Below are 25,376 nucleotides of genomic sequence, written 5' to 3' on the forward strand. Positions count from 1 at the left end.
GAGACGGCCTCACCACTTTTTTGCGAGTGCCTCGGCCACGATGTCAGCCTTGAGTTGGGCCTCGACATACAGCTTCTTGAGGCGCCGGTTCTCTTCTTCAAGCTCTTTCATGCGGCTCATCATGGAGGTGTCCATGCCGCCATATTTGGCACGCCACTTGTAAAAGGTGGCGGTGCTGATCCCCAGTTCGCGGCACAGCTCTGGCACGGGTAATCCAGCCTCAACACGCTTGAGCGCGTCCATGATCTGGCTGTCGGTAAATCTCGATTTCTTCATATAGAACTTCTTTCTAAGAAAATTCTACTTCTGGCGCCTTTGATTTATCGGGGGGATTACCCACCAGAGAATGCACACGTCCGTCAAGCAGACCAAGCGCTGCAAAACGCACTTCAGGGTAGGTCTTGCGGGCGTCTTGCCAGATCAGGGCGCTGTCGAAATCGAACCTCGCCGCCAGATCAAACGACAGACCGCGATTCTTGATGTTGGTGGCGTTTTTGGTGGCATCAAACTCGATATGCATGAAGTATATTGTAGTAACAAATTTCCAGTGGATCAATCTTTTTTGTTACTACAGCTTGCTGTTTCAGCAATTTACAGAAAGGAAGTTGCTTTATCGCAGCCTACCCAGCACTCGCGCTTGAGAATTGGGTCAACAGCAAATCACATCTGTCATTGCCACACCTCTTGCCAGGCATCAAATTCACTGGGACGCAAGCGGTAGCGGGCAATGCTGCCCAAGTGCAGGCTGAGCAGTTGGGTTTCAACCACTTCCACAAAGCGCTCACGGTCTTGTGCCGGCAGTTTCTCATTGGCGAAGTGCCGAATGAAAACCACCGCTTCTGACTTGTTCATGCCTTGCCGAACCACATCTGCAACCGCCTCGGTGATGCGCAAGCGGTACTGGGTCCGGAACGGATCAGGTTCGCCCAGGGACTGTCGCACGGCAGAGTAGCGCGAACACGACCTTTTGTAGGCCCACACAAAGACATCACGCAGCAGCTCAACCTGATTGAGTTCGTAGATGCCCAGCATGGCGCTGATGTAGATGGGTTGCGGCACATCCACAAACGACAGCGGGCACAGATTGCGCTGGATCAGCGGTATGTTGGCCGCCAGGCGTGAAACCCGTTTGTTTACGTCTTCGAAGGGCTGGAGGTAGGGCAAATGCACCATCGAAAAAAGGCCTGCTCAAACGGGTTTTCAATGGCAGCGGCGGTGTCGAGCACTTGCTGAAAGCATTCGTCAATGCCAACCGGAATCGTGCGCAGGCGGCCGCTGGCGGTGGGGTCCTCCAGTAAGTTGTCTGACAGCAGTGCGTGTAAATTCAGCACGGTGGGCCGTCAGGCGCTAATATCAACGCGTTGGCAACTTTTCCAGTCTCCACCCCGCCCCAAAAATGAAGCACCAAAGAGTCCTGATCATCGACGACGAGCCCAGTGTCGTCCGGTTGGTGGCGGTGCAGCTGGAGCCAGCCGACGGAGATGTGTTCGCCTATGACGTGGAGGTCTTCACCGACCCTCATGCGGCTCTGGAGCGGGCCAGAACCCAGGCGTTCGATGCCGTCATTTCCGACTATCGCATGCCCGCCATGGACGGCATTGCTTTTCTGAAGGCGTTCACTGCGCTGCAGCCACACTGTGCGCGCCTGGTGCTGAGCGGGCGCAGCGATGCCCACGCGGTGTTGCGCATGGTGGAGGAGGCGGCCATTCACCGCTTTGTGGCCAAGCCCTGGACTCGCTCGGAGTTGGTGGCCATGCTCAACGAAGCCATTGCCAGTGTTGGCGAGCCTGTGCTCGCCAAGGCCAACACCTTGCCGCGCCCCACGTCGACCACGTTGCGCACGTCGTCTTTGCTGGCCGAGCTGTCTGATGCCACGCTGGAGCGCCTGGCCACGGTGGCAGCCTGGCAGGTTTATGCGCCAACCGAGGTCATCTTGCAGCAAAGCGAGGAGTCCAACTCGGTCTATTTCGTGATTTCCGGCTATGTCAAGGTGATGCAAGGAGGCGCGCCGCCCGACGGGCTCAAGCCCGGGCATGCGCTTGAGCGCCGCGCGCGCAACCGGCCGCAGGTGATGCTGGCTTTGCGCGGGCCGGGTGATTTGGTGGGTGAGGCCGCCTTGTTGCTGGACCGGGGCGGTGCGCCATCCATCATTGCCCTGACGCCTTGCCAGGTGATCCGTCTCGCCAGCCACGACCTCGCCCCCTGCCTGCAGCAATACCCGCAGTTTGCCCTGGCCGTGGCCCGCCAACTGGCGCAGCACCTGACGGCGGCGAACCACCAGATCGCACTGATGCGGGGGGACCTGGAGGAGCGCATTCATGCCATCGTGCGCCAGTGCCAGAGCATCGGGCTGGATGTGGACCACTGGTTGACCAAAGCCGAAATCGCCCGCATGGCGGGTGCCACGCGCGTTGCCGTGAGCCAGGTCATGAGCCGCATGAACCGGCCAGCGCCCCCAGCGTAAAGTACTTTACGCTGGGGGTGCCTGTTGGTACCAAAGTCCAGTTATCAAGTGTTGACCAGAGGCATAGCCTTGGGGTCATGATTCATAACCGTTTAGGAGAAGATCATGGGCTCAATTGCTTCTGTTGCCGCCATCACAGGGTCAGGCACAGTCTTTGCCGTCAACGAGCAGGGCGTTAGCCGCCAGCTCAAGGTGGGGGATGTTTTGCAGCAAGGCGAAACCATCCGCACCGTTGGCGATGTTCAAGTAGAACTTTTGATGGATGACGGCCGCGTGCTGGCCGTGGCGCCCAACCAGTTGCTGCGCCTGGACGAAAACGTGTCCGAGTCAGACCAGCGCCCCACCGCGCAAGACAGCGCGGTCGACGCGCCCGCCGCCGCCACCGACACCGTGCTGCAGGCCCTGGAGCGCGGCACCGACCTGAGCACCGAACTGGAGGCCACGGCAGCGGGTTTGGGCGGCGGCGCCGGTGCCGACGGCGGCAGTTCCTTTGTGCAGTTGCTGCGCATTGTGGAAGGCGTAGAACCCCTGGCGTATGAATACAGCTACACCGCGCCCGACCAGTTGCCCGATTTGCAGGCCGAGCCCGTCGTCGAGCCGCAAGCCGTTAGCGCGACCAGCCTGGTGCTGAGCGCTGACGCTGTGGTGCTTGAAGGCAGCCGCGGCGTGACCTACACGGTCACCCTGGGTGACCCCGCCGAGTCGGACATGACCGTGACCCTGAGCAACGGTGCGGTCATCGTCATACCGGCAGGTGCCACCACCGGTTCGGTGCTGGTGCCGGTGCAGGGCGACGACGTTTACAAAGATGGCGAAACGCTTCAGGCCACGGTAGACACAGTGCAGGGCGGCGGCTTCACCAGCATCACGGTCAATGACACCAATGCGGTCACCGCGGTCAACGACACGATTGACACCACGCCGGTGGCGGTGGCTGTCAGTGTGCTGGACGGCGACGTGAACAATGTGGTTGAAGGCAACGAGGTGACCTTCAGGTTCAGCGTGAAGGCGGCCCCGCAGACGGACCTGACCCTGAACGTGACTGTTGGCGGTGTGGCGCAGACGGTGACGATTGCCGCCGGCAACCTGTTCGCCGATGTCACCGTGGACACCCGCGCCGATGAAAGTTACGTGCAGGGCAGCGCCACGGTGACTGGCGTGGTCAACAGCGTCAGCCCGACGGCTGATGGGAATTTTGAGAACCTGTCTTTGACGGGTGCCAGTGCCACGGCGACGGTGGTGGATGATGGGGATGTGACCACGGTCAGCATTGCCGGCGCTTCCAGTGTGGACGAAGGCAGCACTGCGGCTTACACCCTGAGCCTGACCGCCCCCGGCGAAACAGATGTGGTGGTGAATCTGGCTTACTCTGGCGTGGCAGTTGATGGGACTGATTTTAATGGTGTGGCATCGGTCACCATTCCGGCTGGGGCCTCCAGTGTTGCTTTTGATGTGGGAACGATTGCTGATACGATTTTCGAGGGTGGTGAAGTCTTCAATGTAAGAATTGTCAATGCCACTGGTGGTAATTTTGAGTCGGTCGCTGTAGATGCTGAATTCAGCAACGTCAACACCACCATCGTCGACAATGACCAGCCGACGGTGTCGGTGGCGGTGGCACCTGAGAGTGTTGCCGAAGATGGCACGCCCAACCTGGTCTACACCTTCAAACTGAGCAACCCGAGCGCTTTTGCCACCACGGTGAACTACACGCTGAGCGGTACAGCCGCCAACGGTACGGACTACACGGGTTCTGAGGTCAACGGCACGGTGACCATCCCGGCAGGGCAACTGACGGCCACGGTCATCCTTGATCCGGCCACAGACAACACGTTTGAGAGCAGCGAGACGGTGATTGCGAGCATTACCAGCGCCATCAGCAACAACGTGGCCCTGTCCTCGACTGGTGACCCGGCCACGGGGATGATTGTCGATGACGATGCCGCGCCAGCCTTTTCGATCAACGATGTGATGGTCAACGAAGATGCCGGCACGATCACCTTCACGGTGACCAAGACGGGCTTGACCGATCAGGCAAGCTCGGTGCACTACGAAGTGGCACCGGACACGGCAGGCACCCCGGGCGACTACACGGCGGGCGCCAGTGCGCTGTCAGGCGATCTGAACTTTGCCGCTGGTGTGGTCACGCAGACCATCACGCTGAACGTGACCAATGACCAGGTGCAGGAACTGACGGAACACTTCAACGTCAACCTGAGCGCAGCGGTGCAAGCAAGCATTGCGGATGCACAGGGCGTGGGCACCATCACCGACAACGACTTGCCACCCATTAGCTATGAGAGCACTGCTGCTGCATGGTTAATGAACGAGAAACCAAACGACCCAACGGTTTTTACCATCATGCCAAAGAGTGGTGGCATAACTCTCAATCCAGGTGGTCAGGTGCATTGGGACATTTTGGTGAAGGGCGATCTTGGCGATGCCCCGAGCCTGGCGACCACTTTGTCCAGTAAATTCCCATCCGGAATCAATTTCTCGTATGACGTAATTTATTCGCCTGACAACGAGACGACGTTGTTTAGATTTTTCATGACGTCGACTTCAGATCTGCCCGTTTTTATTAGTGAAAATGATAAATTTGCCATTAATCTGAATCCTGCGGGTGGTGGAGTGACTGATTCGCAAATCATCAATTCCGATGAGTATGTGCGACCGCATGCGAACTACAACGATGACTACTCAGATCCGGCAACGCTCGACACGGGAGTGGTTTCTGCCGGTGATGACCTTGACTGGCTCAGCACCTTTGCCCAGGATGGATCGGACGTCAATGGGGGAGAGTTCTCTGTCATACCAAGCTATACGCAGGATGGCGTCACAGTCGCCGATTATTTGGCTGGCAATGATCTTGCCTACGGAACTGTCGGGAATGACGCTTTGAATGGCGGGGCAGGTAACGACTTCATCGACGGGAGAGCGGGGGACGATAACCTGGCTGGTGGTGCCGGTGCGGATGTTCTGATGGGAGGAATGGGCAACGATATCTTGAACGGGAATGATGGCAACGACACCTTGATCGGTGGTTCTGGTCATGACACCTTGACCGGCGGTCTGGGGTCTGATGCCTTCAAATGGGGTTTGAATGACACCGGTTCCGACACGATCACCGACTTCAACTTGGCGCCAGCGGCGAGCGGTGGTGATGTGCTGGATCTGACGGATCTGCTGGTGAATGAAAACGCAACAGCGTCCAGCCTGGATACTTATCTGAGTTTTGGCGAGAACGAACTTGGGCAGACGGTGATCACGGTGGATGCGAACGCCGGTGCCGACGGTGGTATTGGCCAAACCATCACGCTTGAAAATATCCAGTTTGAGGCCTTGCAGAGCTATGTAGGTGGACTGGGCGACGATGCAGCCATCATCGCCAGATTGCTTGACGATGGTAATTTGAAGACCGACATGTGATCGTCAAGCCGCCAGGCCTGTCTCTACAGGCTGGATCCAACCAAAGGGCAGTCCACGCAAATGGGCTGCCCTTTTTACCGTCCGCCAGCTGCCAACCAGGGCGAAGCCCCCGTCAGGTTCGCATCGAAGCTGTGGCGCGCGCTGCCGTACAGGCCCAGCACCCGTTTGACATAGGCCCGTGTCTCGGGAAAGGGCGGTACGCCCTTGTAGCGGTCGACCCGGCCTTCGCCGGCGTTGTAGGCGGCCGCAGCGTAGGTGATGTTGCCGCGGTAGTACGACAGCAGCCAGCGCAGGTAGCGCATGCCGCCGCGCAGGTTTTGGGTGGCATCAAAAGCGTTGCGCACGTTAAAGCGCTCGGCCGTATCGGGGATCAGCTGCATCAGGCCCATGGCTTCTTTGGGCGACTGGGCGCTGGTGTTGAAGTTCGATTCCACCGCAATCATTGACAGCACCAGCTTGGGGTCGAGCGCATACCACTTGCTCATGGTGGTGGTGAGCGGAATGAGCCAGCGTTTGTTGCTGGGCAGGGTCAGCAGGTATTTTTCGATCGACAAGCCGGTACCGGGGTGCAGGTCGTGCGGCAGGTCGTGGAAAAAATTGGGCGGCGGCGGTGCTTTCTCGGGGGGCTGGTTCTGGTTGACGCAGGCTGGCAGGGCGGATGACGTGATTTGAATGGTGTCGAGCATCTGGTGCGCCTGGGCGTGGCCCAGCGCGGCGGCCAAGGAAAACAGGCTGGCGGCAAAAGCCTGGTTGGCCGGCACGCCCTGGCCAAACGCATAGAGCATGCCCAGGCGGTATTGGCCCTCGGCGCTGCCCCAACGAGACGCCTGGCAGTAGCGCACGGCGGCCTGCCAGAGTTTGTCGGTGGTGTTGGCGCTTTCAGGCTCCGACTCCAGCGCGCTGGCTTCCTGCAGCAGTTTGCGCACTGCCGGGGGTGCGTCTTCAATGACGGCCACCGACGGTGGCGCGTAGGTGAGTGGCTGGGCCAGTGCCGCCCCCGTGCATGCGCAGGCCAGCCACAGCAGGCCAGCCAGACGCATCGAAGGGAGTTTGTTCATCTTGTTAGATTGCATGCCATGGAACAAGCTTGAAGTGGGTTCGGCTTTGTTCTTCATCGCCACCATACACCAGGACAGATTGCCCGGCTTGCGCTGCGGCCAATTCGCGCCATTGCTCCAGGCCGCGGCTGGCGTCTTTGCCGGGGGTGGCACCCGATTTGATTTCTATTGCTTGCAGTTGGCCGCCTTGCTCGATCAACAGGTCAACTTCGTGTCCAGAGCGGTCGCGCCAGAAACTCAGGTTGGACGGGCGTGCTGTATTGAGCCGTTGTTTGAGGTAGTCGGCCACCACCCAGGTTTCAAACAAGGCGCCACGAAGCGGGTGGCTGCCAACTTGGGCTGCCGATTCGATGCCCAGCAACCAGGCCGCCAGGCCTGTGTCGTGGAAATAGAGTTTGGGTGTTTTGACCAGGCGCTTGTTGAAGTTTTGGTGGTGCGGTGACAAGCGATGAATGATGTAGCTTGCTTCCAGGACCGAAATCCATTCGCGCGCGGTGTTGTGGCTCAGGCCCGCATCATCGCCGAGTGCACTGAGGTTGAGAAGTTGTCCGGTACGTCCGGCGCATAGGCGCAAAAAGCGCTGGAACTGGCTTAGGTCGCGCACGTTGATGAGCTGACGCACGTCGCGCTCAACGTAGGTTTGCACGTAGTTGGCGTACCAAATACCGGGCTCAAGATGCCGGTCGTAGATGGGCGGATAGCACCCCTTGAAAATGGCCTCGTCAAGCGAAGCCGGGAGCAGTTGGCCCTGACGCAACTCGCCGGCCGAAAACGGCAGCAGGTTGAGCAGGGCCACCCGACCGGCCAGGCTCTGGGTGATGCCGGACATCAGCCCAAACTGTTGCGACCCCGTGAGGATGAAGTGAGCCGGGCGCTGTTGTTGGTCCACCACGCCCTGCAGCCAGGCAAAGAGATCCGGGCAACGCTGGGCCTCGTCAATGAGGGCACCTTCGGCATATTTGCTCAGGAAGCCTTGGGGATCGTTTTGTGCGAACTCCCTTTGTGCTGGATTTTCCAGCGACACGTAGGGGTGCGCAGAAAACACGGCGCGAGCCAGCGTTGTTTTGCCTGACTGGCGTGGCCCGGTCAGCGCAATTACCGGGTAGCCTTTGGCGAGCTCGCGGAGTGTGGTTTCGGCCGTTCTGGGGATCATTTGGCTAATTGTAAGTACAACTGCCAATCAGCCATTTTACTTGACCCCTGGCCCCGTCACCCCGTCAAAGCCAAGCTCGGCCAGCAGCGGCAGGTCGGACGGGCTTTCCACGCCCAGCGCCACCACCGTGATGCCGAAGGCATGCGCCATTTTGCACAGGCCTTTGAGGAATTCCTGGTTGCCTTCGTTGCTGGCAATGCCGCGAATGTAGCTGGGGTGAACCTTGATGTAGTCCAGCCCCAGGTCGGCCAGCTTGTCGCTTTCGGCAAAACGCTGACCAAAATACTCCACACCCACGCGGCAACCGAGTTGCTTGAGGTTGCGCGCCAGATCGCGGAAGGCTTCGAACTGGCGGAACACGCCGTATTCGGGCACTTCAAACAGCAGGCGCTTGCAGACATCCGGGTAGGCTTTGAGCAGTTGCGTGAGTTCGTTGCGGAACTGGAAGTCGCCAAGGGTTTCGGCCGACAGGTTGACGGCCACGTCGCCCGCCGTGGTGCGCAGGTGGTCGATGGCCAGTTTGACCACGCTCAGGTCGATCGGGGCGGTCAGGTTGAGCTGGGCCGCCATGGGCATGAAGTCGCCTGCCGACAACAGCGTGCCCTCGGCGTCCACCTGCAGGCGGATCACGCCTTCCTTGTGCAGCGGGTTGCTGCCGTCACCCGACATCACAGGGAAGAAGCTCAGCGCCAGGCGCCCGCCCGTGACGGCCTCGGTCAGCAGGGTGCGCCATTGCTCGGCCGGTACCGCCGGTTTGCTTGAGCCGCCTTCGTCGGCATGCCAGGTGTTGGTGCCCTTGTTGGCCGCCTGGGCCAGCATTTCGTCGGCGCGGGCCAGCAGTTGGCCAATGTTCTGGTCATGCTGATAACGCACGGCACTCAGGTGGAACATGTCTGGCACCTTGTCCTGCCACTTGGGCAGCACGTTTTGCATGAGCCGCGCATGGATGTCCTGCGCCGCTTCGGCGGCGGTGGCAAAGCTGGGGCAGACTATGGCGAATTCGGCGCCCTTGACGCGGCCCGCCCGCTGGCCCACATGACCTTCGCCACTCTTGTACAGCTCGGTGCCCACGTCTTTCAGCAAGGCGTCGGCCTTTTGATGGCCCAGGCGGGTGTTGAGCTCATTCAGGTCGAGCAGGCGCACCATGACCAGGTTGCCAGCCGAACCAAACTGGTCGCCCTGCACCGCCTCGCGCAGGTGGGACATGAAATAGTCGCGACCGGACAAGCCGGTGACGGCGTCGCGGTTGACCTTTTTGCGCAATGCCTCAAGCCGCGCGGCTTCTTCGTTGAACATGGCCTTGAGCCGACCCACCATGTCATTCATGGCGCGCGCCACGCTCTTGAGCTCGGGCGTGCGGGGCTCGTCAATGGTCATGAAGCGGCGCTCGGCAATGGCCTGGGCCTGGTCCACCACCTGCCCGAGCGGGCGCGTGATGATGCGCATGGCCAGGGTGCCCACCACGCCGGCCAGCGCCGCACCCAGCACAAACCACAGCAGCAATTCAACAGTGCCGTCCCACAGGCTCTTGTAGGCATAGCTGTCCTGGCTGGCCAGCGTGAGCGTGCCGTACTGGATCCAGCCGTCCTGGATCAGCGCCTGACCGGGCGTGGTGTGAATGGGAAACAGTTGGATGAACCAGTCGGGCGCCCAATGCGCCTTGTCGGTGGCGACGCGCTCGACCAGGGTTTGCCCCTTGGGCGAAACAATGCGGATGAAACGGTAATGGCCGGCATCAAATTGCGCCGCCACCTGCAGCTCCACCGTGACCTCGTCCTTGGGCAGCTGCGTGAGCGACAAGGCCAGCGCCGTGGCGTTGTCGATGTTCTTGACCTGCAGTTGCTGCTCCAGGTAATGCCGCGCTGACAACACGCTGACAATCATGCTGCCACCAAAAGCGATGGTCATGACCAGGATGATGGCAATCCAGAGTTGTTTGATGAGTGACATGGTGGGCTCGCTGGGTTATTTTTTAAATGGGTCGGCTTCAGATGCCGTCCTGGCGCATGCGTTCCAGCACATCGCGCCAGCGCGACAACCGGGCGGTGGGGTCGGCAGACGAGGTGGTGGCTCCGCCGACCCACAGGCCGTCGCTGTTGAAGCTGAAAACAGGGGTCAGGTCGGTGCGCATGGACGCCAGACGCACACTGCTGATCATGTTGTCAAGAATGAGGGGCTCGGACGTGGGCTCCGGGTAGTAACCCAGCACCATGTGGGCAATGGGCGGTGTGGCGCCCACTTTGTAGCGCACATACGAGAGGCGCAGTCGTTCGTTGCTGACGCCCATCATTTGCAGGGTGATGTACTTGGCAATTGAAAAGTCTTCGCAGTCGCCGGTGCCGCGCCCCATGAATTCAAGTGGGGTGGCCCAGTAGTCTTCCTGTTGCCAAACCTGAGCGTCGGTCTGGTACAAAATCCGGCGGTTGAAAAAAGTGTTGACCTTGTTGAGCTTGTCCTGGTCGGGCAGCTCCCGCGCCTCTTCGATCAGCTTGCGCCAAGCCACGATATGGGCAACAGCTGGGGCGCCGTAGCGCTGCTGCGCCAAGGCCTGGGTTTTGTCGAGGTCGGGGGCCGCAAATGAGCTGATGAAAAGCAGCGACACGCCCATCAACAGCATCCACACGCTTCTGTGCACGCCGCGCCCGCGCAGCGACCTGTTGAAGTGTGCGAATACGACAGTCATGACACCTCAGTTTTGAGATTTGTCAAGAAATAAGACATAATAATTTGTAAACTAAATCCGCTTGAGTTTCAATAAGCATTTACGAATAACTGTCCGGGGGTTTTATGAATTTTAAAGATAAAAAGATTTCTGTGGTTGCGCTGGCTGTGCTGATGTTTTTGGGCGTTGCGCAGGCACAAAATTTACCAACGCCAATGGTGCAGGCGGCGCGCAAAGCCGTGGCCACCAACCCGGAGGTGCAGGCCCGCTGGAACGGCTTCAATGCCGCCGGCAATGAGCGTGACGTGGCGCGCGGCGGGTTCTTTCCCCGCGTGGACCTGACCGCCACCACCGGACGTGAAAGCAAGGATTCGCCCCAGGCACCGGGCGGCACCTACGGGCGGTACAACTTCAATGCCGCACAACTCACCCTGAACCAGATGCTGTTCGACGGCATGTTCACCGCCAACGAGGCCAAACGCCTGGGCTATGCCAAGTTGACGCGTTACTACGAGTTGCTGGAGGTTTCCGAGTCAGCAGCGCTGGAGGCCGTTCGTGCCTACTCTGACGTGGTGAAATACCGTGAGTTGGTGGATGCGGCCACGCAAAACTATGCGGAACACAAGCAAACCACCCAGTTGGTGGAGGAGCGTGCCAACGCCGGCGTGGGGCGCCGGGTTGACGTCGAGCAGGCTAACGGTCGTTTGGCGCTGGCCGAGTCCAACTTGCTGACCGAGTTGACCAACCTGCATGACGTGAGCGCGCGCTATTTGCGTGTGGTCGGCGAAAAGCCACCGGCCAACCTGCCGTCCTTACCAGAGCCGTTCAAGCTGGGCACCATGCCCACTTCGGTGACCACTTTGATGAATGATGGCTTGCAGAACAGCCCGACGCTGAATGCTGCGGTAGAAAACGTGCGCGCTTACAAAACGGCCATCGAGTCGGCCAAGGCGGCTTACATGCCGCGCATCGACTTTCGTGCTTATGCCAGCACCGAAAACAACACCGGCGGCATCATTGGCGACACGCGCAACAATGGCGTGGAACTGGTCCTGAACTACAACCTGTTCCGTGGCGGCGCCGACAAGGCCCGTGAGCGCCAGGCGGTGGACCAGAAAGACCAGGCGCGTGACCTGCAGGAAAAAGCCTGCCGCGATGTGCGTCAGACTCTGTCCATTGCCTACAGCGACGTGCGCAGCCTCGACGAGCAGTTGCGCTACATGGATGCGCACCGCCTGTCCACAGAAAAGTCACGCGAGGCGTATCGCCAGCAGTTCGACATTGGCCAGCGCACGCTGCTTGACTTGCTGGACAGTCAGAACGAATATTTTGAAGCCACGCGCTCTTACATCAATGCCCGTTACAACCAGGCCGCAGCGCAAGCGCGCACCTTGGCCGGTATGGGTCAGTTGGTGTCTGCGCTGGGCGTGCCGCGGCAAGACCTGCCCAGCCCGCAGGACGCTGGCCAGGACCGCGCCGGCATCGACCCGGCCGAGCTGTGCCCACTCGATGAAACCACGGTGGACACCCTGGAAAAAATCAAGAATGAAACCGTGATCCCGACGCGTGCACGCATCACGCCGGCCGCCGCCGCCCCGGCAGCTGCAGCTGCCGCTGCCACCAAAGTGAGTTTGGCCGCTGATGCCTTGTTTGACTTCGACAAGTCGGTGCTCAAGGTGGGCGGTGTGGCCAAGCTCGATGAGTTGGTGGCCAAGATCAAAGGCATGCAACTCGATGTGGTGATTGCCACCGGGCATACCGACAGCAAGGGCAGTGACGCCTACAACCAGCGTCTGTCAGTGGCGCGCGCCGAATCGGTGAAGGCTTATTTGGTGAGCAATGGTGTCGATGTCAAGCGCGTGCGCGCAGTGGGTAAGGGCGAGTCTGAGCCCATTGCCGACAACGCCACCGACGAAGGCCGCGCCAAGAACCGCCGGGTGGAAGTGACGGTACAACCCATGGCAGCACCTGCACCTGTACCTGCACCAGCCAAGTAAGCACAGGGCTTACTTCAACACTGGCGCATCCGGCAGCTCATTCGGGTTGCCCTGCCCACCCCGCAGCGCAAAGTGCTGTTGCAGTAAAGCGCTGACTTGCTGCACGGCCTGGGTCAGGCCGGCTTCATAATTGCCTGCCTTGAACGCGGCGCTCATGCCCGCCACCAGCCGTGGCCAAGTGTCGGGTGCCACCCGCTCGTTCAAACCCCGGTCAGCCACGATTTCGATGCGGTGCTCGGCCAATAGCAGGTAGATGAGCACGCCATTGTTGTGCGCGGTGTCCCACACGCGCAGCTTGCCAAACAGCGCCAGTGCCCGCTCGCGCGTGATCTGCGCTGTGCTGGCGGGCTGCCACAGGTAGCTCAGCGGCAGGCCGGCCTCGACGTAAATGCGGATCTCACCGCTGTGGCCGGCTTCGCTGCGGGCCACCTGCGCGGCCAGCCGGTCCAGCAGGGCAGGCGGTATGGCGCGTTGGGCGGCGTCATCGCTTTGCCAGCGGTGTTTCAAAATCCGGGTCAAACGTGTCCACATCACCAGTCTCCCGAGGCGCCACCGCCGCCAAAGTCACCGCCACCGCCCGAACCAAAACCGCCGCCGCCAAAGCCGCCTGCGCCGCCTCCGAAGCCACCGCCATGGCCCCAGCCGCCGTTGCGGCCACCGCGATGCAAGCCGCTGTTGCGCAGGCCCGGTGTGTTTTGAACCAGGGTAAAAATCAAGGCGGCCACACCCGCCAGTCCGGCAATCAGCACACTGGCCGTGAGCAGCATCGCAATGCCGCCCGCCGCGCCGCCCGTGGCCATCGCGCCCAGCCGGTTGCCCAGCATACTGCGGGCCACGGCACCGATGACCGGCACGGCGACAAACAGGAAGATGCCGAGTTCCATCCAGTCAAAGCCGCCCGCGTTTTGGCCGGTTCGCTGGCTGGGCTCGGGCAAGGCCTCGCCGCGGATAAGCCCCATGATGCGGGTGAGGCCGGCGTCGATGCCGCCGGCGTAGTCGCCTTGTTTGAAGCGCGGCGTGATGGCTTCGTCAATGATGCGTTTGGCCAGCAGGTCGGGAATGGCGCCTTCGAGGGTTTTGGCCACTTCAATGCGCAACTTGCGGTCTTGCACCGCCACAATCAGCAGCAGGCCGTCGCCGATGTCTTTGCGGCCAATTTTCCAGCTGTTGGCCACGCGGTTGGCATAACTGGCAATGTCTTCGGGTTGGGTGCTGGGCACCAGCAAGACCACTACCTGCGCGCCACTGCTTGCTTCGAACGCGTTGAGTTTGGCCTCCAGCGTGTTGCGCTGGGCAGCGGCCAGGGTGCCGGTGCTGTCGATGACATGGCCGGTCAACGCTGGCACAGCTTGTTGGGCCTGGGCGGCGCCCAGGCCGAGGAAACACAACAGCAACAGCGAGCCAAGCCACCGGCTCAGTGGCGGCTTGAGGCACAACTGCTGCATCAGGGCGGTCATTTCTTGTTGAAATCAACCACCGGCGGGGCCGAAATGGCGGCTTCGTTTTGTACCGTGAAGCTGGCCTTGGGCGCGTAGCTGAACACCATGGCGGTCAGGTTGCTGGGGAAGCTGCGCGCCAGCACGTTGTATTCCTGCACCGCCTGGATGTAGCGGTTGCGCGCCACCGTGACGCGGTTCTCCGTGCCTTCCAGTTGCACGCGCAGGTCGCTGAAGCCCTGGTTGGCCTTGAGGTTGGGGTACTGTTCAGCCACCACCATCAGGCGGCTCAAGGCCGATCCCAGCTCTCCCTGGGCAGCCTGGAATTTGCTGAATGCTGCAGGGTCGTTGAGGGTTTCGGGTGTGACCTGGATCGACGTGGCCCTGGCTCGTGCCTCAATCACCTTGGTCAGGGTTTCTTGCTCAAACGCGGCCTCGCCCTTGACCGTGGCCACGATGTTGGGCACCAGGTCGGCGCGGCGCTGGTACTGGTTCAGCACCTCGCTCCAGGCCGATTTGGTTTGCTCGTCCAGGCGTTGGAAGTCGTTGTAGCCACAGCCCGTCAGGCTCAGGGCGGTCAGCAAAATCAAGAACCAGCGTTTCATAAATACCTCCACAAGAAAACAAGAAAACCGGCCCGAACGATCGGCCGGAAAATGAATCCATCAACCTTAGCCCCACATGGGTGTTGCCCGCTATTTTGCAAGGATTGGAAACAGCTTGATCAGGCCGTCGGCCATTACCTCGACCGAAAGCGCCGCCAGGATCAGGCCCATCAGCCGGGTCATCACATTGATGCCGGTTTTGCCCAGCCCTCGCGCGATCGGGTTGGCCAGCGAAAAACACAGGGCGGTGGCCAGTGCAATGACCACACCATACCCCACCAGCGTGCCCAGCTCCCAGAAGGTCTTGGCTTTGTCCGCATAAATCACCACCGTGGACATGGTGGCCGGGCCGGTCAACAGCGGAATGGTCAACGGCACCACGGCAATGCTGGCACGGGCAGCGGCGGCGTGCATTTCTTCGGCGTTGGACTTCGCTTCGGCGGGCTGGGCGTTCAGCATGGCCAAAGCAGACATCATCAGCAGCATGCCGCCGCCCACTTGAAAACTGGCCAGCGAGATGCCGAAAAATTCCAGAATGTGGAGTCCCATCAGGGCGCAAACGGCAATGACCACAAAGCTGCTGAAGGAGGCGATCCAGATGGTGCGGCGCCGCTGCTCACGTGTGAAGTCGTGGGTGTAGTGAATGAAAAAAGGCACGATCGCCAATGGATTCACCAGGGCCAGCAGGGTGACGAGGGGTTTGAGGTCCATGGCGGTGTGCTCTTGAAAGTGGGGGGTCAGCGCGACGAACGTTCCAGATAGCGCTTGCGCCAGAAGAACAACACCAGGCCGGCGGCGGTGATACCCATGGCGATCATGGCCCACCAGAAACCGTTGCTCATGTGCAGCAGCGGGATGAACTCGAAGTTCATGCCAAAAATGCCGGCAATCAGGTTGAGTGGCAGAAAAATGGCGGTCAACACGGTGAGCGTGCGCATGATTTCGTTGGTGCGGTGGCTTTGCGCATTGAAGTGCATCTGCACCGTGGTTTCGGCGTTTTGTTCGAGCCTTTGCACATGGTGCAGCACGCGCTCGATGTGTTCCAGCACGTCACGGCTGCGCACATGCAACAGGTCGCGTTGGTGCCTGTTGAGCAGTTCGTCGTGTTCGGGCCAGCTCTTCAACGCCTCGATCCAGTCCTGGATGGCGGCGCGCTGGTCTTCGCAGATTTCATCCAGGTGGTGCAGGGACAAGCGGGCACTGAGCAGGGCGTTCCAGTTGTTGAAGCGGGTCTTGGGGTTGAGCAGTTCGGCTTGCCAGTGGTCAAGCTGTTGGCTCAATTCCCGGCGCAACGCCAGATAGGCGTCCACCATCTGGTTGACGATGCGCAGCATCAGGTCGGCCGGGTTGGCGGGAACGCCGCGCGCGCCGGTGGAGCGGCCGTCAGGCGCGCCTGGTGTGGTGGTGGGATGAGCCTGGGTGCCGCTGGCGGCCAGCAGACGCCGGGCGTAAGTGTCGCGCAGCGGGTGGTCGTTGGGGTGCACTGTCAGCAGCACGCGGTCAAACACCACAAAGCCGACCGGGCTGGTGTCGATGCGCCGCAAGATGGGTGGCCCGCCCCGTTTGGGCAAGTGGTTCAGGGGTTGGTTACCCGTGACCGTTGCTTCGCTCGCGTTTACTACCAGACCGCGAAACACCAGCAGGTCGTATTGCGAGGTGAAGTCAAAGCGCGAAGGCAGTTGGGTGTTCAGCAGGTCCGACAGGTGAAGGTCGAGCAACTGCAATTTGCACAGGTTCTGCAGAGCGGCCTGCATCGGCAGTTGCAGATGTTCAAGTTCCGCGCGGGTCACCGACAGCCAAAGGTAGCCGTGCTCCGGCAGCTGCAGGCCGGGCAGGTCCTGCGCCGCCTCGTCTGACGCAATTTCAGCCACCTGGCTGGCGTGGATGGCGAAGATGCGCATGGCTGATTTGTCTGGGCTACAGGCGCAGCAAGCGGGCCGCGTCCCTTGCAAAATAGGTCAGCACACCATCGGCGCCGGCACGCTTGAAGGCCAGCAGGCTTTCCATCATGACCGCATCATGGTCGAGCCAGCCGTTTTGAGCAGCGGCCTTGAGCATGGCGTATTCGCCGGAGACCTGGTAGGCAAAGGTGGGCACTTTGAAGGTGTCCTTGACGCGGCGCACCACGTCCAGATAGGGCATGCCGGGCTTGACCATGACCATGTCGGCACCTTCGGCGATGTCCATGGCCACTTCGCGCAGCGCTTCGTCGCTGTTGCCGGGGTCCATTTGGTAAACCTTTTTGTTGCTTTTGCCGAGGTTGGCGGCCGAGCCCACGGCGTCACGAAACGGGCCGTAAAAGGCGCTGGCATATTTGGCGCTGTAGGCCATGATGCGGGTGTGGATGAAGTGGTTGGCCTCCAGCGCGTGGCGGATGGCGCCAATGCGGCCGTCCATCATGTCGCTGGGTGCCACCATGTCGACGCCGGCAGCGGCTTGCGTCAGGGCTTGTTTGACCAGCGCCTCAACGGTTTCATCGTTCATGATGTAGCCGTCTTCAGCCGGGTCGGGGCTGGGCAGGCCGTCCTGGCCGTGGCTGGTGAACGGGTCCAGCGCCACGTCAGTCATCACACCCAGGTTGGGAAATTCTTTTTTGAGGGCGCGCACCACGCGGGGTACCAGGCCATCGGGGTTGAAGGCTTCGCGGCCATCGGCGGTCTTGAGGTGCTGCTCGATCACCGGGAACAGCGCCATGACCGGAATGCCCAGCATGACGCAGTCTTCGGCCACGGGCAGCAGCAGGTCCAGGCTCAGGCGCTCCACACCGGGCATGGAGGCCACCGCCTGGCGCTGTTGTTGACCATCGACCACAAACACCGGGTAAATCAGGTCGTTCGCGCTGAGCGCGTGTTCGCGCACCAGGTTGCGGGTAAAGCTGTCGCGGCGCAGCCGGCGTGGCCGGCCTTGGGGAAAGGAAGCGAAGGGGGTCATGAACACATCCGTATGAAAGTATTTTTGCCATCGTACCGAAGTTTTTTTCGTCTCCGGCTTGAAAAAGTTAATATTTTTTGGTAAATTACATCCCGGGCAGTTTACTGCTCCCCGCTTTTCCTCCCTGAGCGGGGCCTTGATGTGTGACAGCAAATAGGCTTATCACCCCAGCCCTTGTGCTGGGGTTTTTTTTGGGAATTCCGCAAAGCCGCCCCAGCGTTGTTGCGCAGACTTGTCGTACCGGGTGTACTGCCTGCGCCTGCGTGCCTAGCTGGGGCGGCTTTGCGGAATTCCCTTGTTTTTTTCTCGGCGGCCGGATCTTGCGCTGCTCAGGTTTGAAGGTTGTGGCCATGCTCTGGATCAAGTCTCTCCATATTGTTTTTGTTGCCAGCTGGTTTGCCGGCCTGTTTTACCTGCCCCGCATTTTTGTCAATCTGGCCATGGTGCCGGCAGATTCGGTGGCTGAGCGTGACCGCTTGTTGCTGATGGCGCGCAAGCTGCTGCGCTTCATGACCATCATTGCCGTCCCAGCGCTGGTTTTTGGCCTCTGGTTGTGGATCGTTTATGGCATTGGCTGGGGTCCGGGCAACGCCTGGATGCATGCCAAGCTGCTGGGGGTCTTGCTGGTGATCGGTTACCACCATGCCTGCAGTGTGATGTTGAAGAAATTTGTGCGCGGGCAGCAGCGCCATGGCCATGTCTGGTACCGCTGGTTCAACGAAGCGCCGGTGATCCTGATGTTGATCATCGTCTGTCTGGTCGTGTTGAAGCCTTTCTGAGTCCCTCATGCCGATGCACAAGTCTTCGGCGTGGCCGCTGGCCCTGGTGTATGCCGGCCTGATCGTTTATGCCAGCCTGTTTCCCTTTACGGGCTGGCGTGACCAGGGCGTCATGCCCTGGTTCTTTCTGGCGGCGCCGCTGCCCAAATACTGGACCGGTTTCGATGTGGTGGCCAACCTGCTGGGTTATATGCCGCTGGGGTTTTTTCTGGTACTGAGCGCGCTGCGTACCGGGCGCGCCCGCTTCGCGTTGCGTTTGGGCCTGATGACGGCCTCGCTGTTGTCCTTGCTGATGGAGTCGTTGCAGGTCTATCTGCCCAACCGGGTGCCGTCCAATCTGGACCTGATGTTGAACATGGCAGGCGGCGCGCTCGGTGCGGTCAGTGCCTGGAGTCTGGAAAAGCTGGGTGTTTTGCAGCGCTGGAGTCGTTTCAGGGCGCAATGGTTTGTGGCGGACGCGCGTGGCGGCCTGGTGTTGCTGGCCTTGTGGCCCCTGGCCTTGTTGTTTCCCACCTCGATTCCGCTGGGTTTGGGTCAGGTGTTTGAACGCTTGCACGCCAAGCTGGTCGACATGTTGGCAGGGACTCCGTTTTTGGACTGGTTGCCTCTGCCTGAGCCTCAAGTGCAGGCTTTGTGGCCGGCGGTGGAGTGGCTGTGCGTGGTGCTGGGTTTGCTGATTCCGTGTCTGCTGGGCTTTTGCATCATTCGCCAGGTGAGCCGGCGTGCCTGGTTCCTGCTGTGGGTATGTTTTTTCGCGGTCTGGGCATCGGCACTCAGTGCCGCCCTGAGCGTGGGTCCCGAGCATGCCTGGGCCTGGCTCAGTGCGCCGGTCAAGGCGGCGTTGATGAGCGCCTTGGTGCTGGCGGTGCTGTTGCTGTGGGTGCCGCGGCGTGCCAGCGCGGCGCTGGCGTTGCTGGCTTTGGGGGTCCACCTGAGTTTGTTGAATCAGACCTCGGTGAACCCTTATTTCGAGCAGACCCTGTTTCTTTGGGAGCAGGGACGGTTCATCCGCTTCCACGGCCTGGTGCAATGGTTGGGCTGGCTTTGGCCTTTTGCAGCTTTGGTTTATCTGCTGAGCTTGCTTTGGGACAAGGAGTCACAAAACTAAAATCAGAAGCATGACGAATTCAACACCACCCCATTCAGGCACTCAGGCCGACAGTGCGCCCGCGCCCGGTTATTACCAACGACATATTTTTTTCTGTCTGAACGAGCGTAGCAACGGCGAGGCTTGCTGCGCCCAGTACGACGCGATGGCTGCCTTTGAGCGTTGCAAGTCGCAGGTCAAGACTGCGGGGCTGGCCGGACCGGGGCAAGTGCGCGTCAACAAGGCCGGTTGTCTGGACCGCTGCGCTGCCGGCCCGGTGGCCGTGGTGTATCCGGAGGCCGTGTGGTACAGCTATGTGGATGCCAGCGACATTGACGAGATCGTCGAGTCCCACCTCAAAAACGGCCAGGTGGTGCAGCGCTTGCTGACACCCGCGCATTTGGGGCGCTAAGTTGTTGCCGTCCAAAGTCATGGACCGTTTCTTTTTTTAATTTAGAGCACTCTTCACCTGCCACTCGACTGACGAGGGGAAATACACGCATGAAAAAAATACTTTTATCCTTGATGACGGCGATTTGCCTGTCAGTTGCTGCGCAAACCCCGCAAGCGCCTGAAATTGCAGCGCGCTCCTATTTGCTGGTGGACGTCACTGCCGATCAGATCCTGGCGCAAAAAGACATAGATACGCCCATTGAGCCGGCGTCGCTGACCAAGCTGATGACGGCTTATCTGGTGTTTGATGCGCTGCGCAGCAAAAAAATCGACCTGCAGCAAGCTCTGCCGGTGAGCGAGCGGGCCTGGAAAATGCCGGGCTCACGCATGTTCATTGACCCCAAGATGAAGGTACCGGTGGAAGATTTGATCAAGGGCATGATCGTGCAAAGTGGCAACGATGCCACCGTGGCGCTGGCCGAGGGTGTGGGTGGCACGGTAGAGCGGTTTGTTCAGTTGATGAACGACCAGGCCAAGGCACTGGGCATGAAGTCCACGGGTTTCAAAAATCCGGAGGGTCTGACCGAGCCGGGCCATACCACCACCGCCCGTGACCTGAGCATTTTGGCGACCCGCCTGATGCGTGATTTTCCTCAATATGTGGGCTATTACGCCCTCAAGAAATACCGCTACGCAGGCACGCCCGCGGCCAATGACAACAACCGCAACTTGTTGTTGTTTCGCGACCCGACCGTGGACGGCCTGAAAACCGGGCATACCAATGCCGCGGGCTACTGCCTGATTGCCACCGCCCGCCGCGACGTGCCGGGGCTCGGTCTGCCTGGTGCCCCCGTGGGCTCAGCCGCCGCCCTGGGCAGCCGTCGCCTGTTGTCGATTGTGCTGGGTGCCTCCAGCGAAGATGCACGTGCCAATGAATCGCAAAAGTTGCTGAACTGGGGCTACACCGCATTTGAGGCGGTCAAGCTGTTTGATGCCAATCAGGCGGTGGTGACGCCAGCCGTCTGGAAGGGCAAGGTGGCTACCGTGGCGCTCGGCCAGGGGCAGGCTATTGTGGTGGCGGTGCCGACCGGCATGGGCGCGAGGTTGACGACCCAGGTGGCACGGCCGGAGCCTTTGGTGGCGCCCCTGACCAAGGGTCAGCAGGTGGGTACGCTGATTATCAGCAGCGCCGACCAGGTGGTGGCCAAGGTGCCCTTGCTGGCGCTGCAGGGCGTGGAGCAGGCTGGCGTGATGGGTCGCGCCTGGGATGCCTTGCGCCTGTGGATCAAATGACAATTGCACAGAAGTGCATGACCTGATATAGTAATGGGCTTTTCGGAATTTCCGAAGGGATTCACGTTTTCGTTTTTTGTGTTTTAAAACGTTTAGGGACGTTTAGTTTTTTAGGAGGCTCAATGCCAACCATCAATCAGTTAATCCGTCAGGGGCGTGCGGTTGAGACCGTCAAGTCCAAGAGCCCGGCGATGGAAAATTCCCCCCAGCGTCGTGGTGTTTGCACCCGCGTTTACACCACCACGCCAAAGAAGCCCAACTCGGCTTTGCGTAAAGTTGCCAAAGTGCGCTTGACCAATGGCTTCGAGGTGATTTCCTACATCGGCGGTGAAGGCCACAACCTGCAGGAACACAGCGTGGTGCTGGTTCGCGGCGGTCGTGTCAAGGACTTGCCTGGTGTTCGTTACCACATCGTGCGCGGTTCGCTCGACTTGCAAGGCGTGAAAGATCGCAAGCAGTCGCGTTCCAAATACGGTGCCAAGCGTCCCAAGGTCAAATAAACCGCTGGTTCGTTCAATTAAAAGGTGTTTGTTTGCTGCGTGGCGCAGGAAATGAACGTAGTGACCCAATGTTCGGGTCGAGTAAGTGAGAGTCTTATTTGTTAACTCTCGCGGTGTCTGAAAAGATGCCAACTGAAGCAATAGAGGTGAAAAAATGCCACGTCGTCGCGAAGTCCCTAAACGTGAAATTCTGCCGGATCCTAAATTCGGCAATGTCGAGCTGTCCAAATTCATGAACGTGATCATGGAAGGCGGCAAAAAAGCGATCGCCGAGCGCATCATTTATGGTGCCCTCGAGCAAATCGAAAAGAAGAACCCTGGCAAAGACCCGGTTGAGGCCTTCACCATGGCCATCAACAACGTCAAGCCGCTGGTTGAAGTGAAGTCCCGCCGCGTTGGTGGTGCCAACTACCAGGTGCCCGTTGAAGTGCGTCCTGTCCGTCGTCTGGCGCTGTCCATGCGCTGGATCAAGGAAGCCGCCCGCAAGCGCGGTGAAAAATCCATGGCACTGCGTCTGGCCAACGAACTGATGGAAGCCACTGAAGGCCGTGGCGGCGCCATGAAAAAGCGTGACGAAGTTCACCGCATGGCAGAGGCGAACAAGGCCTTCTCCCACTTCCGCTTCTAAAGGGCGGCTACTGCGAAGGCTTCATGCGTCGTTGCAAACCCTTGTCGTGCCTATCGCACTGCCAGCGGGTTTGCGCCTAGCCTGAGCCTTCTCGCTACGCCGCAGCGGTCATAAGCCCCTGCGGCGTCGTAGTTTGAAATTTACAGATCAACCAAGGATCCACCATGGCTCGCCATACCCCCATTGAGCGCTATCGCAATATCGGCATTTCTGCTCACATTGACGCCGGTAAAACCACCACCACCGAGCGCGTCCTTTTTTACACCGGTGTGAATCACAAAATTGGTGAAGTGCATGATGGCGCGGCCACCATGGACTGGATGGAACAAGAGCAGGAGCGTGGCATCACGATCACCTCCGCTGCCACCACTTGCTTCTGGAAGGGCATGGACAAGTCCTTGCCTGAGCACCGTATCAACATCATTGACACCCCCGGCCACGTTGACTTCACCATTGAAGTCGAGCGTTCCATGCGTGTGCTGGACGGCGCCTGCATGGTTTACTGCGCTGTGGGTGGCGTGCAACCGCAGTCCGAGACGGTCTGGCGCCAGGCCAATAAGTACAAAGTGCCACGTCTGGCCTTTGTCAACAAGATGGACCGCACCGGTGCCAACTTCTTCAAGGTCGTGGACCAGATGAAATTGCGCCTGAAGGCATCTCCCGTGCCCATGGTGATCCCGATCGGCGCTGAAGAAAACTTCACTGGCGTGGTGGACCTGATCAAGATGAAAGCCATCATCTGGGACGAAGCCTCGCAAGGCATGTTGTTTGACTATCGCGAGATTCCCGCTGATCTGGTCGAACTCGCCAAGGAGTGGCGCGAGAAGATGGTGGAAGCTGCTGCCGAAGCCAACGAAGAACTGATGAACAAGTACCTTGAAGAAGGTGACTTGACTGAAGAAGAAATCAAATTGGGTATCCGCACGCGTACTATCGCCAGCGAAATCCAGCCGATGTACTGCGGCTCGGCCTTCAAGAACAAGGGTGTGCAGCGTATGTTGGACGCCGTCATTGAATTCATGCCGTCGCCAGTGGACATTCCGCCGGTCAAGGGCATGGACGAAGACGAAGCGCCCATCGTGCGTCAGGCCAGCGACACAGAAAAATTCTCTGCCCTCGCATTCAAATTGATGACTGACCCGTTTGTTGGTCAGTTGACCTTCGTGCGCGTGTACTCGGGTGTGTTGACCAAGGGTGACACGGTGTACAACCCGATTCGCGGCAAGAAAGAGCGCATTGGCCGTATCGTTCAGATGCACGCCAACAAGCGTGAAGAAGTGAGCGAAATTGTGGCCGGTGACATCGCCGCCTGTATCGGCTTGAAAGACGTGACCACGGGTGAAACCCTGTGCGATCCAAACGCCATCATCATGCTGGAGCGCATGGTGTTCCCCGAGCCGGTGATTACCCAGGCAGTCGAGCCGAAGACCAAGGTTGACCAGGAAAAAATGGGCATCGCCCTGCAGCGTCTGGCGCAGGAAGACCCGTCATTCCGCGTCAAGACCGACGAAGAGTCTGGTCAGACCCTGATTGCCGGCATGGGTGAGCTTCACCTCGAAATCATTGTTGACCGCATGAAGCGCGAATTCGGCGTCGAAGCCAACGTCGGCAAGCCTCAGGTGGCCTACCGTGAAACCATCCGCAAGACCATCGAAGATGCCGAAGGCAAGTTCGTGCGTCAGTCAGGTGGTAAGGGTCAGTACGGCCACGTGGTGCTCAAGATCGAGCCCAATGAGCCGGGCAAGGGCATCGAGTTTGTTGACGCCATCAAGGGCGGCGTGGTGCCACGCGAGTACATCCCTGCGGTGGAAAAAGGCATTCACGAAGCGGTCACGCAAGGTGTGTTGGCGGGCTATCCGGTGGTCGACGTCAAGGTGACTTTGCACTTTGGCTCCTACCACGACGTGGACTCGAACGAATTGGCCTTCAAGATGGCTGCCATCTTTGGTTTCAAGGAAGGCTGCCGCAAGGCCGGCCCGGTGATTCTTGAGCCGATGATGGCCGTTGAAGTGGAAACCCCGGAAGATTACGCCGGCAACGTGATGGGCGATCTGTCCTCACGTCGCGGCATGGTCCAAGGCATGGAAGACATGGTTGGTGGCGGTAAAGCCATCAAGGCCGAAGTGCCCCTGTCCGAAATGTTCGGTTACTCGACCACGCTGCGCTCCATGTCGCAAGGTCGTGCCACTTACACGATGGAATTCAAGCATTACACGGAAGCCCCGCGCAATGTCTCCGAAGCCATCATGGCGGCACGGGCGAAATAACCAAAACCTGTCTGCGATTTCGCACCCCAGGCTGCCCGTGGCCAGGGACCCAGTGACGAACTGCAAACATTAAACCAATTCACGGGTAATGCTCTTTTAAGGAATCGAAATGGGAAAAGAAAAATTCACACGAACCAAGCCCCACGTCAACGTGGGCACCATCGGTCACGTTGACCATGGCAAAACCACGCTGACGGCGGCCATCACCACCGTGCTGGCGGCCAAATTTGGCGGCTCGGCCAAGGCCTACGACCAAATTGATGCAGCACCGGAAGAAAAAGCCCGCGGCATCACCATCAACACCGCCCACGTGGAATACGAAACGGCCAACCGCCACTATGCCCACGTTGACTGCCCCGGCCACGCTGACTATGTGAAAAACATGATCACCGGTGCTGCGCAGATGGACGGCGCCATTTTGGTGTGCTCCGCCGCTGACGGCCCCATGCCCCAGACCCGCGAGCACATCCTGCTGGCGCGTCAGGTTGGTGTGCCTTACATCATCGTCTACTTGAACAAGTGCGACATGGTCGACGACGCCGAACTGCTCGAACTCGTTGAAATGGAAGTGCGCGAACTCCTGGACAAGTACGACTTCCCGGGCGAAGCCACCCCCATCATCCACGGCTCTGCCAAACTCGCCATGGAAGGCGACAAAGGCGAACTCGGCGAAGGCTCCATCATGAAGCTCGCT

General features: G+C 59.7%; 23 protein-coding genes and 3 pseudogenes. 12 read left to right on the top strand and 14 right to left on the bottom strand.

Annotated elements, in window-relative coordinates; all coding sequences use genetic code 11:
• Window positions 1-15: 15 nt before the first annotated feature.
• The 4 genes and pseudogenes from Q7U49_RS09350 to Q7U49_RS09365 form a co-directional block, all read right to left on the bottom strand.
• Window positions 16-276 (bottom strand): annotated as a pseudogene (locus tag Q7U49_RS09350) (transposase); the annotation flags it as partial.
• Window positions 277-289: 13 nt separating this feature from the next.
• Complete coding sequence (locus Q7U49_RS09355) at window positions 290-520, bottom strand: BrnT family toxin (RefSeq protein WP_304763993.1); 231 nt, start codon at window positions 518-520, stop codon at window positions 290-292.
• Between the two features lie 149 nt (window positions 521-669).
• A complete protein-coding gene (locus Q7U49_RS09360) occupies window positions 670-1,173 on the bottom strand; it encodes a hypothetical protein (RefSeq protein ID WP_304763995.1) in 504 nt (167 codons plus the stop codon).
• Window positions 1,134-1,331 (bottom strand): hypothetical protein, encoded by a 198-nt coding sequence (locus Q7U49_RS09365; protein ID WP_304763997.1) that lies wholly within the window; start codon window positions 1,329-1,331, stop codon window positions 1,134-1,136. The genes Q7U49_RS09360 and Q7U49_RS09365 overlap by 40 nt, the downstream gene beginning before the upstream one ends.
• A gap of 65 nt (window positions 1,332-1,396) precedes the next feature.
• On the opposite strand from Q7U49_RS09365, the gene Q7U49_RS09370 reads away from it, so the two are divergent.
• Both Q7U49_RS09370 and Q7U49_RS09375 read left to right on the top strand, forming a co-directional pair.
• Window positions 1,397-2,464, top strand: a complete 1,068-nt coding sequence (locus tag Q7U49_RS09370) for a response regulator (RefSeq protein ID WP_304763998.1) — start codon at window positions 1,397-1,399, stop codon at window positions 2,462-2,464.
• Window positions 2,465-2,569: 105 nt separating this feature from the next.
• Window positions 2,570-5,893, top strand: coding sequence for a retention module-containing protein (locus tag Q7U49_RS09375; RefSeq protein WP_304763999.1), 3,324 nt, complete (start codon window positions 2,570-2,572; stop codon window positions 5,891-5,893).
• 74 nt (window positions 5,894-5,967) lie between these two features.
• Here Q7U49_RS09375 and Q7U49_RS09380 read toward each other — a convergent pair whose 3' ends face one another.
• From Q7U49_RS09380 to Q7U49_RS09395, 4 genes are read right to left on the bottom strand one after another with little or no spacing between them, the layout of a single operon-like run.
• Window positions 5,968-6,951, bottom strand: coding sequence for a lytic transglycosylase domain-containing protein (locus Q7U49_RS09380; protein ID WP_304764001.1), 984 nt, complete (start codon window positions 6,949-6,951; stop codon window positions 5,968-5,970).
• A 4-nt stretch (window positions 6,952-6,955) separates the two neighbouring features.
• A complete protein-coding gene (locus Q7U49_RS09385) occupies window positions 6,956-8,104 on the bottom strand; it encodes an ATP-binding protein (RefSeq protein WP_304764003.1) in 1,149 nt (382 codons plus the stop codon).
• Window positions 8,105-8,140: 36 nt separating this feature from the next.
• Window positions 8,141-10,054: an EAL domain-containing protein gene (locus Q7U49_RS09390; protein WP_304764004.1), complete on the bottom strand. Its 1,914-nt coding sequence runs from the start codon at window positions 10,052-10,054 to the stop codon at window positions 8,141-8,143.
• Window positions 10,055-10,091: 37 nt separating this feature from the next.
• Entirely contained in the window at window positions 10,092-10,787 is a 696-nt protein-coding gene (locus Q7U49_RS09395) for a transglutaminase-like cysteine peptidase (protein ID WP_304764006.1), read from the bottom strand.
• Window positions 10,788-10,981: 194 nt separating this feature from the next.
• Here Q7U49_RS09395 and Q7U49_RS17440 point away from each other — a divergent pair.
• Both Q7U49_RS17440 and Q7U49_RS17445 read left to right on the top strand, forming a co-directional pair.
• Window positions 10,982-12,130, top strand: a pseudogene (locus Q7U49_RS17440) (TolC family outer membrane protein); the annotation flags it as partial.
• A gap of 213 nt (window positions 12,131-12,343) precedes the next feature.
• Window positions 12,344-12,763, top strand: a pseudogene (locus tag Q7U49_RS17445) (OmpA family protein); the annotation flags it as partial.
• A 9-nt stretch (window positions 12,764-12,772) separates the two neighbouring features.
• Here the strand turns inward: Q7U49_RS17445 and Q7U49_RS09405 are convergent.
• The 6 genes from Q7U49_RS09405 to hemB all read right to left on the bottom strand — a co-directional run bounded on the left by Q7U49_RS09405 (window position 12,773) and on the right by hemB (window position 17,735).
• On the bottom strand, window positions 12,773-13,294 hold the full coding sequence (locus tag Q7U49_RS09405; RefSeq protein WP_304764009.1) for a TPM domain-containing protein: 522 nt from the start codon (window positions 13,292-13,294) through the stop codon (window positions 12,773-12,775).
• On the bottom strand, window positions 13,294-14,220 hold the full coding sequence (locus tag Q7U49_RS09410) for a YgcG family protein (RefSeq protein ID WP_304764011.1): 927 nt from the start codon (window positions 14,218-14,220) through the stop codon (window positions 13,294-13,296). Before Q7U49_RS09410 ends, Q7U49_RS09405 begins: the two co-directional genes overlap by 1 nt.
• The gene (locus Q7U49_RS09415) at window positions 14,217-14,804 is read right to left on the bottom strand and encodes a LemA family protein (RefSeq protein ID WP_304764012.1); all 588 of its coding nucleotides are present in this window, start codon (window positions 14,802-14,804) and stop codon (window positions 14,217-14,219) included. The genes Q7U49_RS09410 and Q7U49_RS09415 overlap by 4 nt, the downstream gene beginning before the upstream one ends.
• A 90-nt stretch (window positions 14,805-14,894) precedes the next feature.
• Entirely contained in the window at window positions 14,895-15,515 is a 621-nt protein-coding gene (locus Q7U49_RS09420; protein ID WP_304764014.1) for a MarC family protein, read from the bottom strand.
• Between the two features lie 26 nt (window positions 15,516-15,541).
• Window positions 15,542-16,705 (bottom strand): magnesium transporter CorA family protein, encoded by a 1,164-nt coding sequence (locus tag Q7U49_RS09425; protein WP_304764016.1) that lies wholly within the window; start codon window positions 16,703-16,705, stop codon window positions 15,542-15,544.
• A gap of 16 nt (window positions 16,706-16,721) precedes the next feature.
• Window positions 16,722-17,735, bottom strand: a complete 1,014-nt coding sequence (gene hemB / locus Q7U49_RS09430; protein ID WP_304764017.1) for a porphobilinogen synthase — start codon at window positions 17,733-17,735, stop codon at window positions 16,722-16,724.
• 350 nt (window positions 17,736-18,085) lie between these two features.
• On the opposite strand from hemB, the gene Q7U49_RS09435 reads away from it, so the two are divergent.
• The 8 genes from Q7U49_RS09435 to Q7U49_RS09470 form a co-directional block, all read left to right on the top strand.
• A complete protein-coding gene (locus tag Q7U49_RS09435) occupies window positions 18,086-18,514 on the top strand; it encodes a CopD family protein (RefSeq protein ID WP_304764019.1) in 429 nt (142 codons plus the stop codon).
• A gap of 13 nt (window positions 18,515-18,527) precedes the next feature.
• Entirely contained in the window at window positions 18,528-19,622 is a 1,095-nt protein-coding gene (locus tag Q7U49_RS09440; RefSeq protein ID WP_304764024.1) for a VanZ family protein, read from the top strand.
• A gap of 10 nt (window positions 19,623-19,632) precedes the next feature.
• Window positions 19,633-20,013 carry a ferredoxin gene (locus Q7U49_RS09445; protein ID WP_304764020.1) on the top strand — a complete coding sequence of 127 codons (381 nt, stop codon included), beginning with the start codon at window positions 19,633-19,635 and terminating at the stop codon, window positions 20,011-20,013.
• A gap of 89 nt (window positions 20,014-20,102) precedes the next feature.
• Window positions 20,103-21,287 carry a D-alanyl-D-alanine carboxypeptidase family protein gene (locus Q7U49_RS09450; protein WP_370653988.1) on the top strand — a complete coding sequence of 395 codons (1,185 nt, stop codon included), beginning with the start codon at window positions 20,103-20,105 and terminating at the stop codon, window positions 21,285-21,287.
• Window positions 21,288-21,409: 122 nt separating this feature from the next.
• Entirely contained in the window at window positions 21,410-21,787 is a 378-nt protein-coding gene (gene rpsL, locus Q7U49_RS09455; RefSeq protein ID WP_296275993.1) for a 30S ribosomal protein S12, read from the top strand.
• 154 nt (window positions 21,788-21,941) lie between these two features.
• Window positions 21,942-22,415 carry a 30S ribosomal protein S7 gene (rpsG, locus tag Q7U49_RS09460; RefSeq protein WP_296163702.1) on the top strand — a complete coding sequence of 158 codons (474 nt, stop codon included), beginning with the start codon at window positions 21,942-21,944 and terminating at the stop codon, window positions 22,413-22,415.
• 164 nt (window positions 22,416-22,579) lie between these two features.
• Window positions 22,580-24,682, top strand: coding sequence for an elongation factor G (gene fusA / locus Q7U49_RS09465; protein ID WP_304764022.1), 2,103 nt, complete (start codon window positions 22,580-22,582; stop codon window positions 24,680-24,682).
• A 109-nt stretch (window positions 24,683-24,791) separates the two neighbouring features.
• Window positions 24,792-25,376 (top strand): GTP-binding protein (locus Q7U49_RS09470; RefSeq protein WP_304764023.1); only part of this gene is annotated, 585 nt, incomplete at its 3' end.

This window comes from Rhodoferax sp., from assembly GCF_030653815.1.
In the GTDB taxonomy this organism is placed as follows: domain Bacteria; phylum Pseudomonadota; class Gammaproteobacteria; order Burkholderiales; family Burkholderiaceae_C; genus Rhodoferax.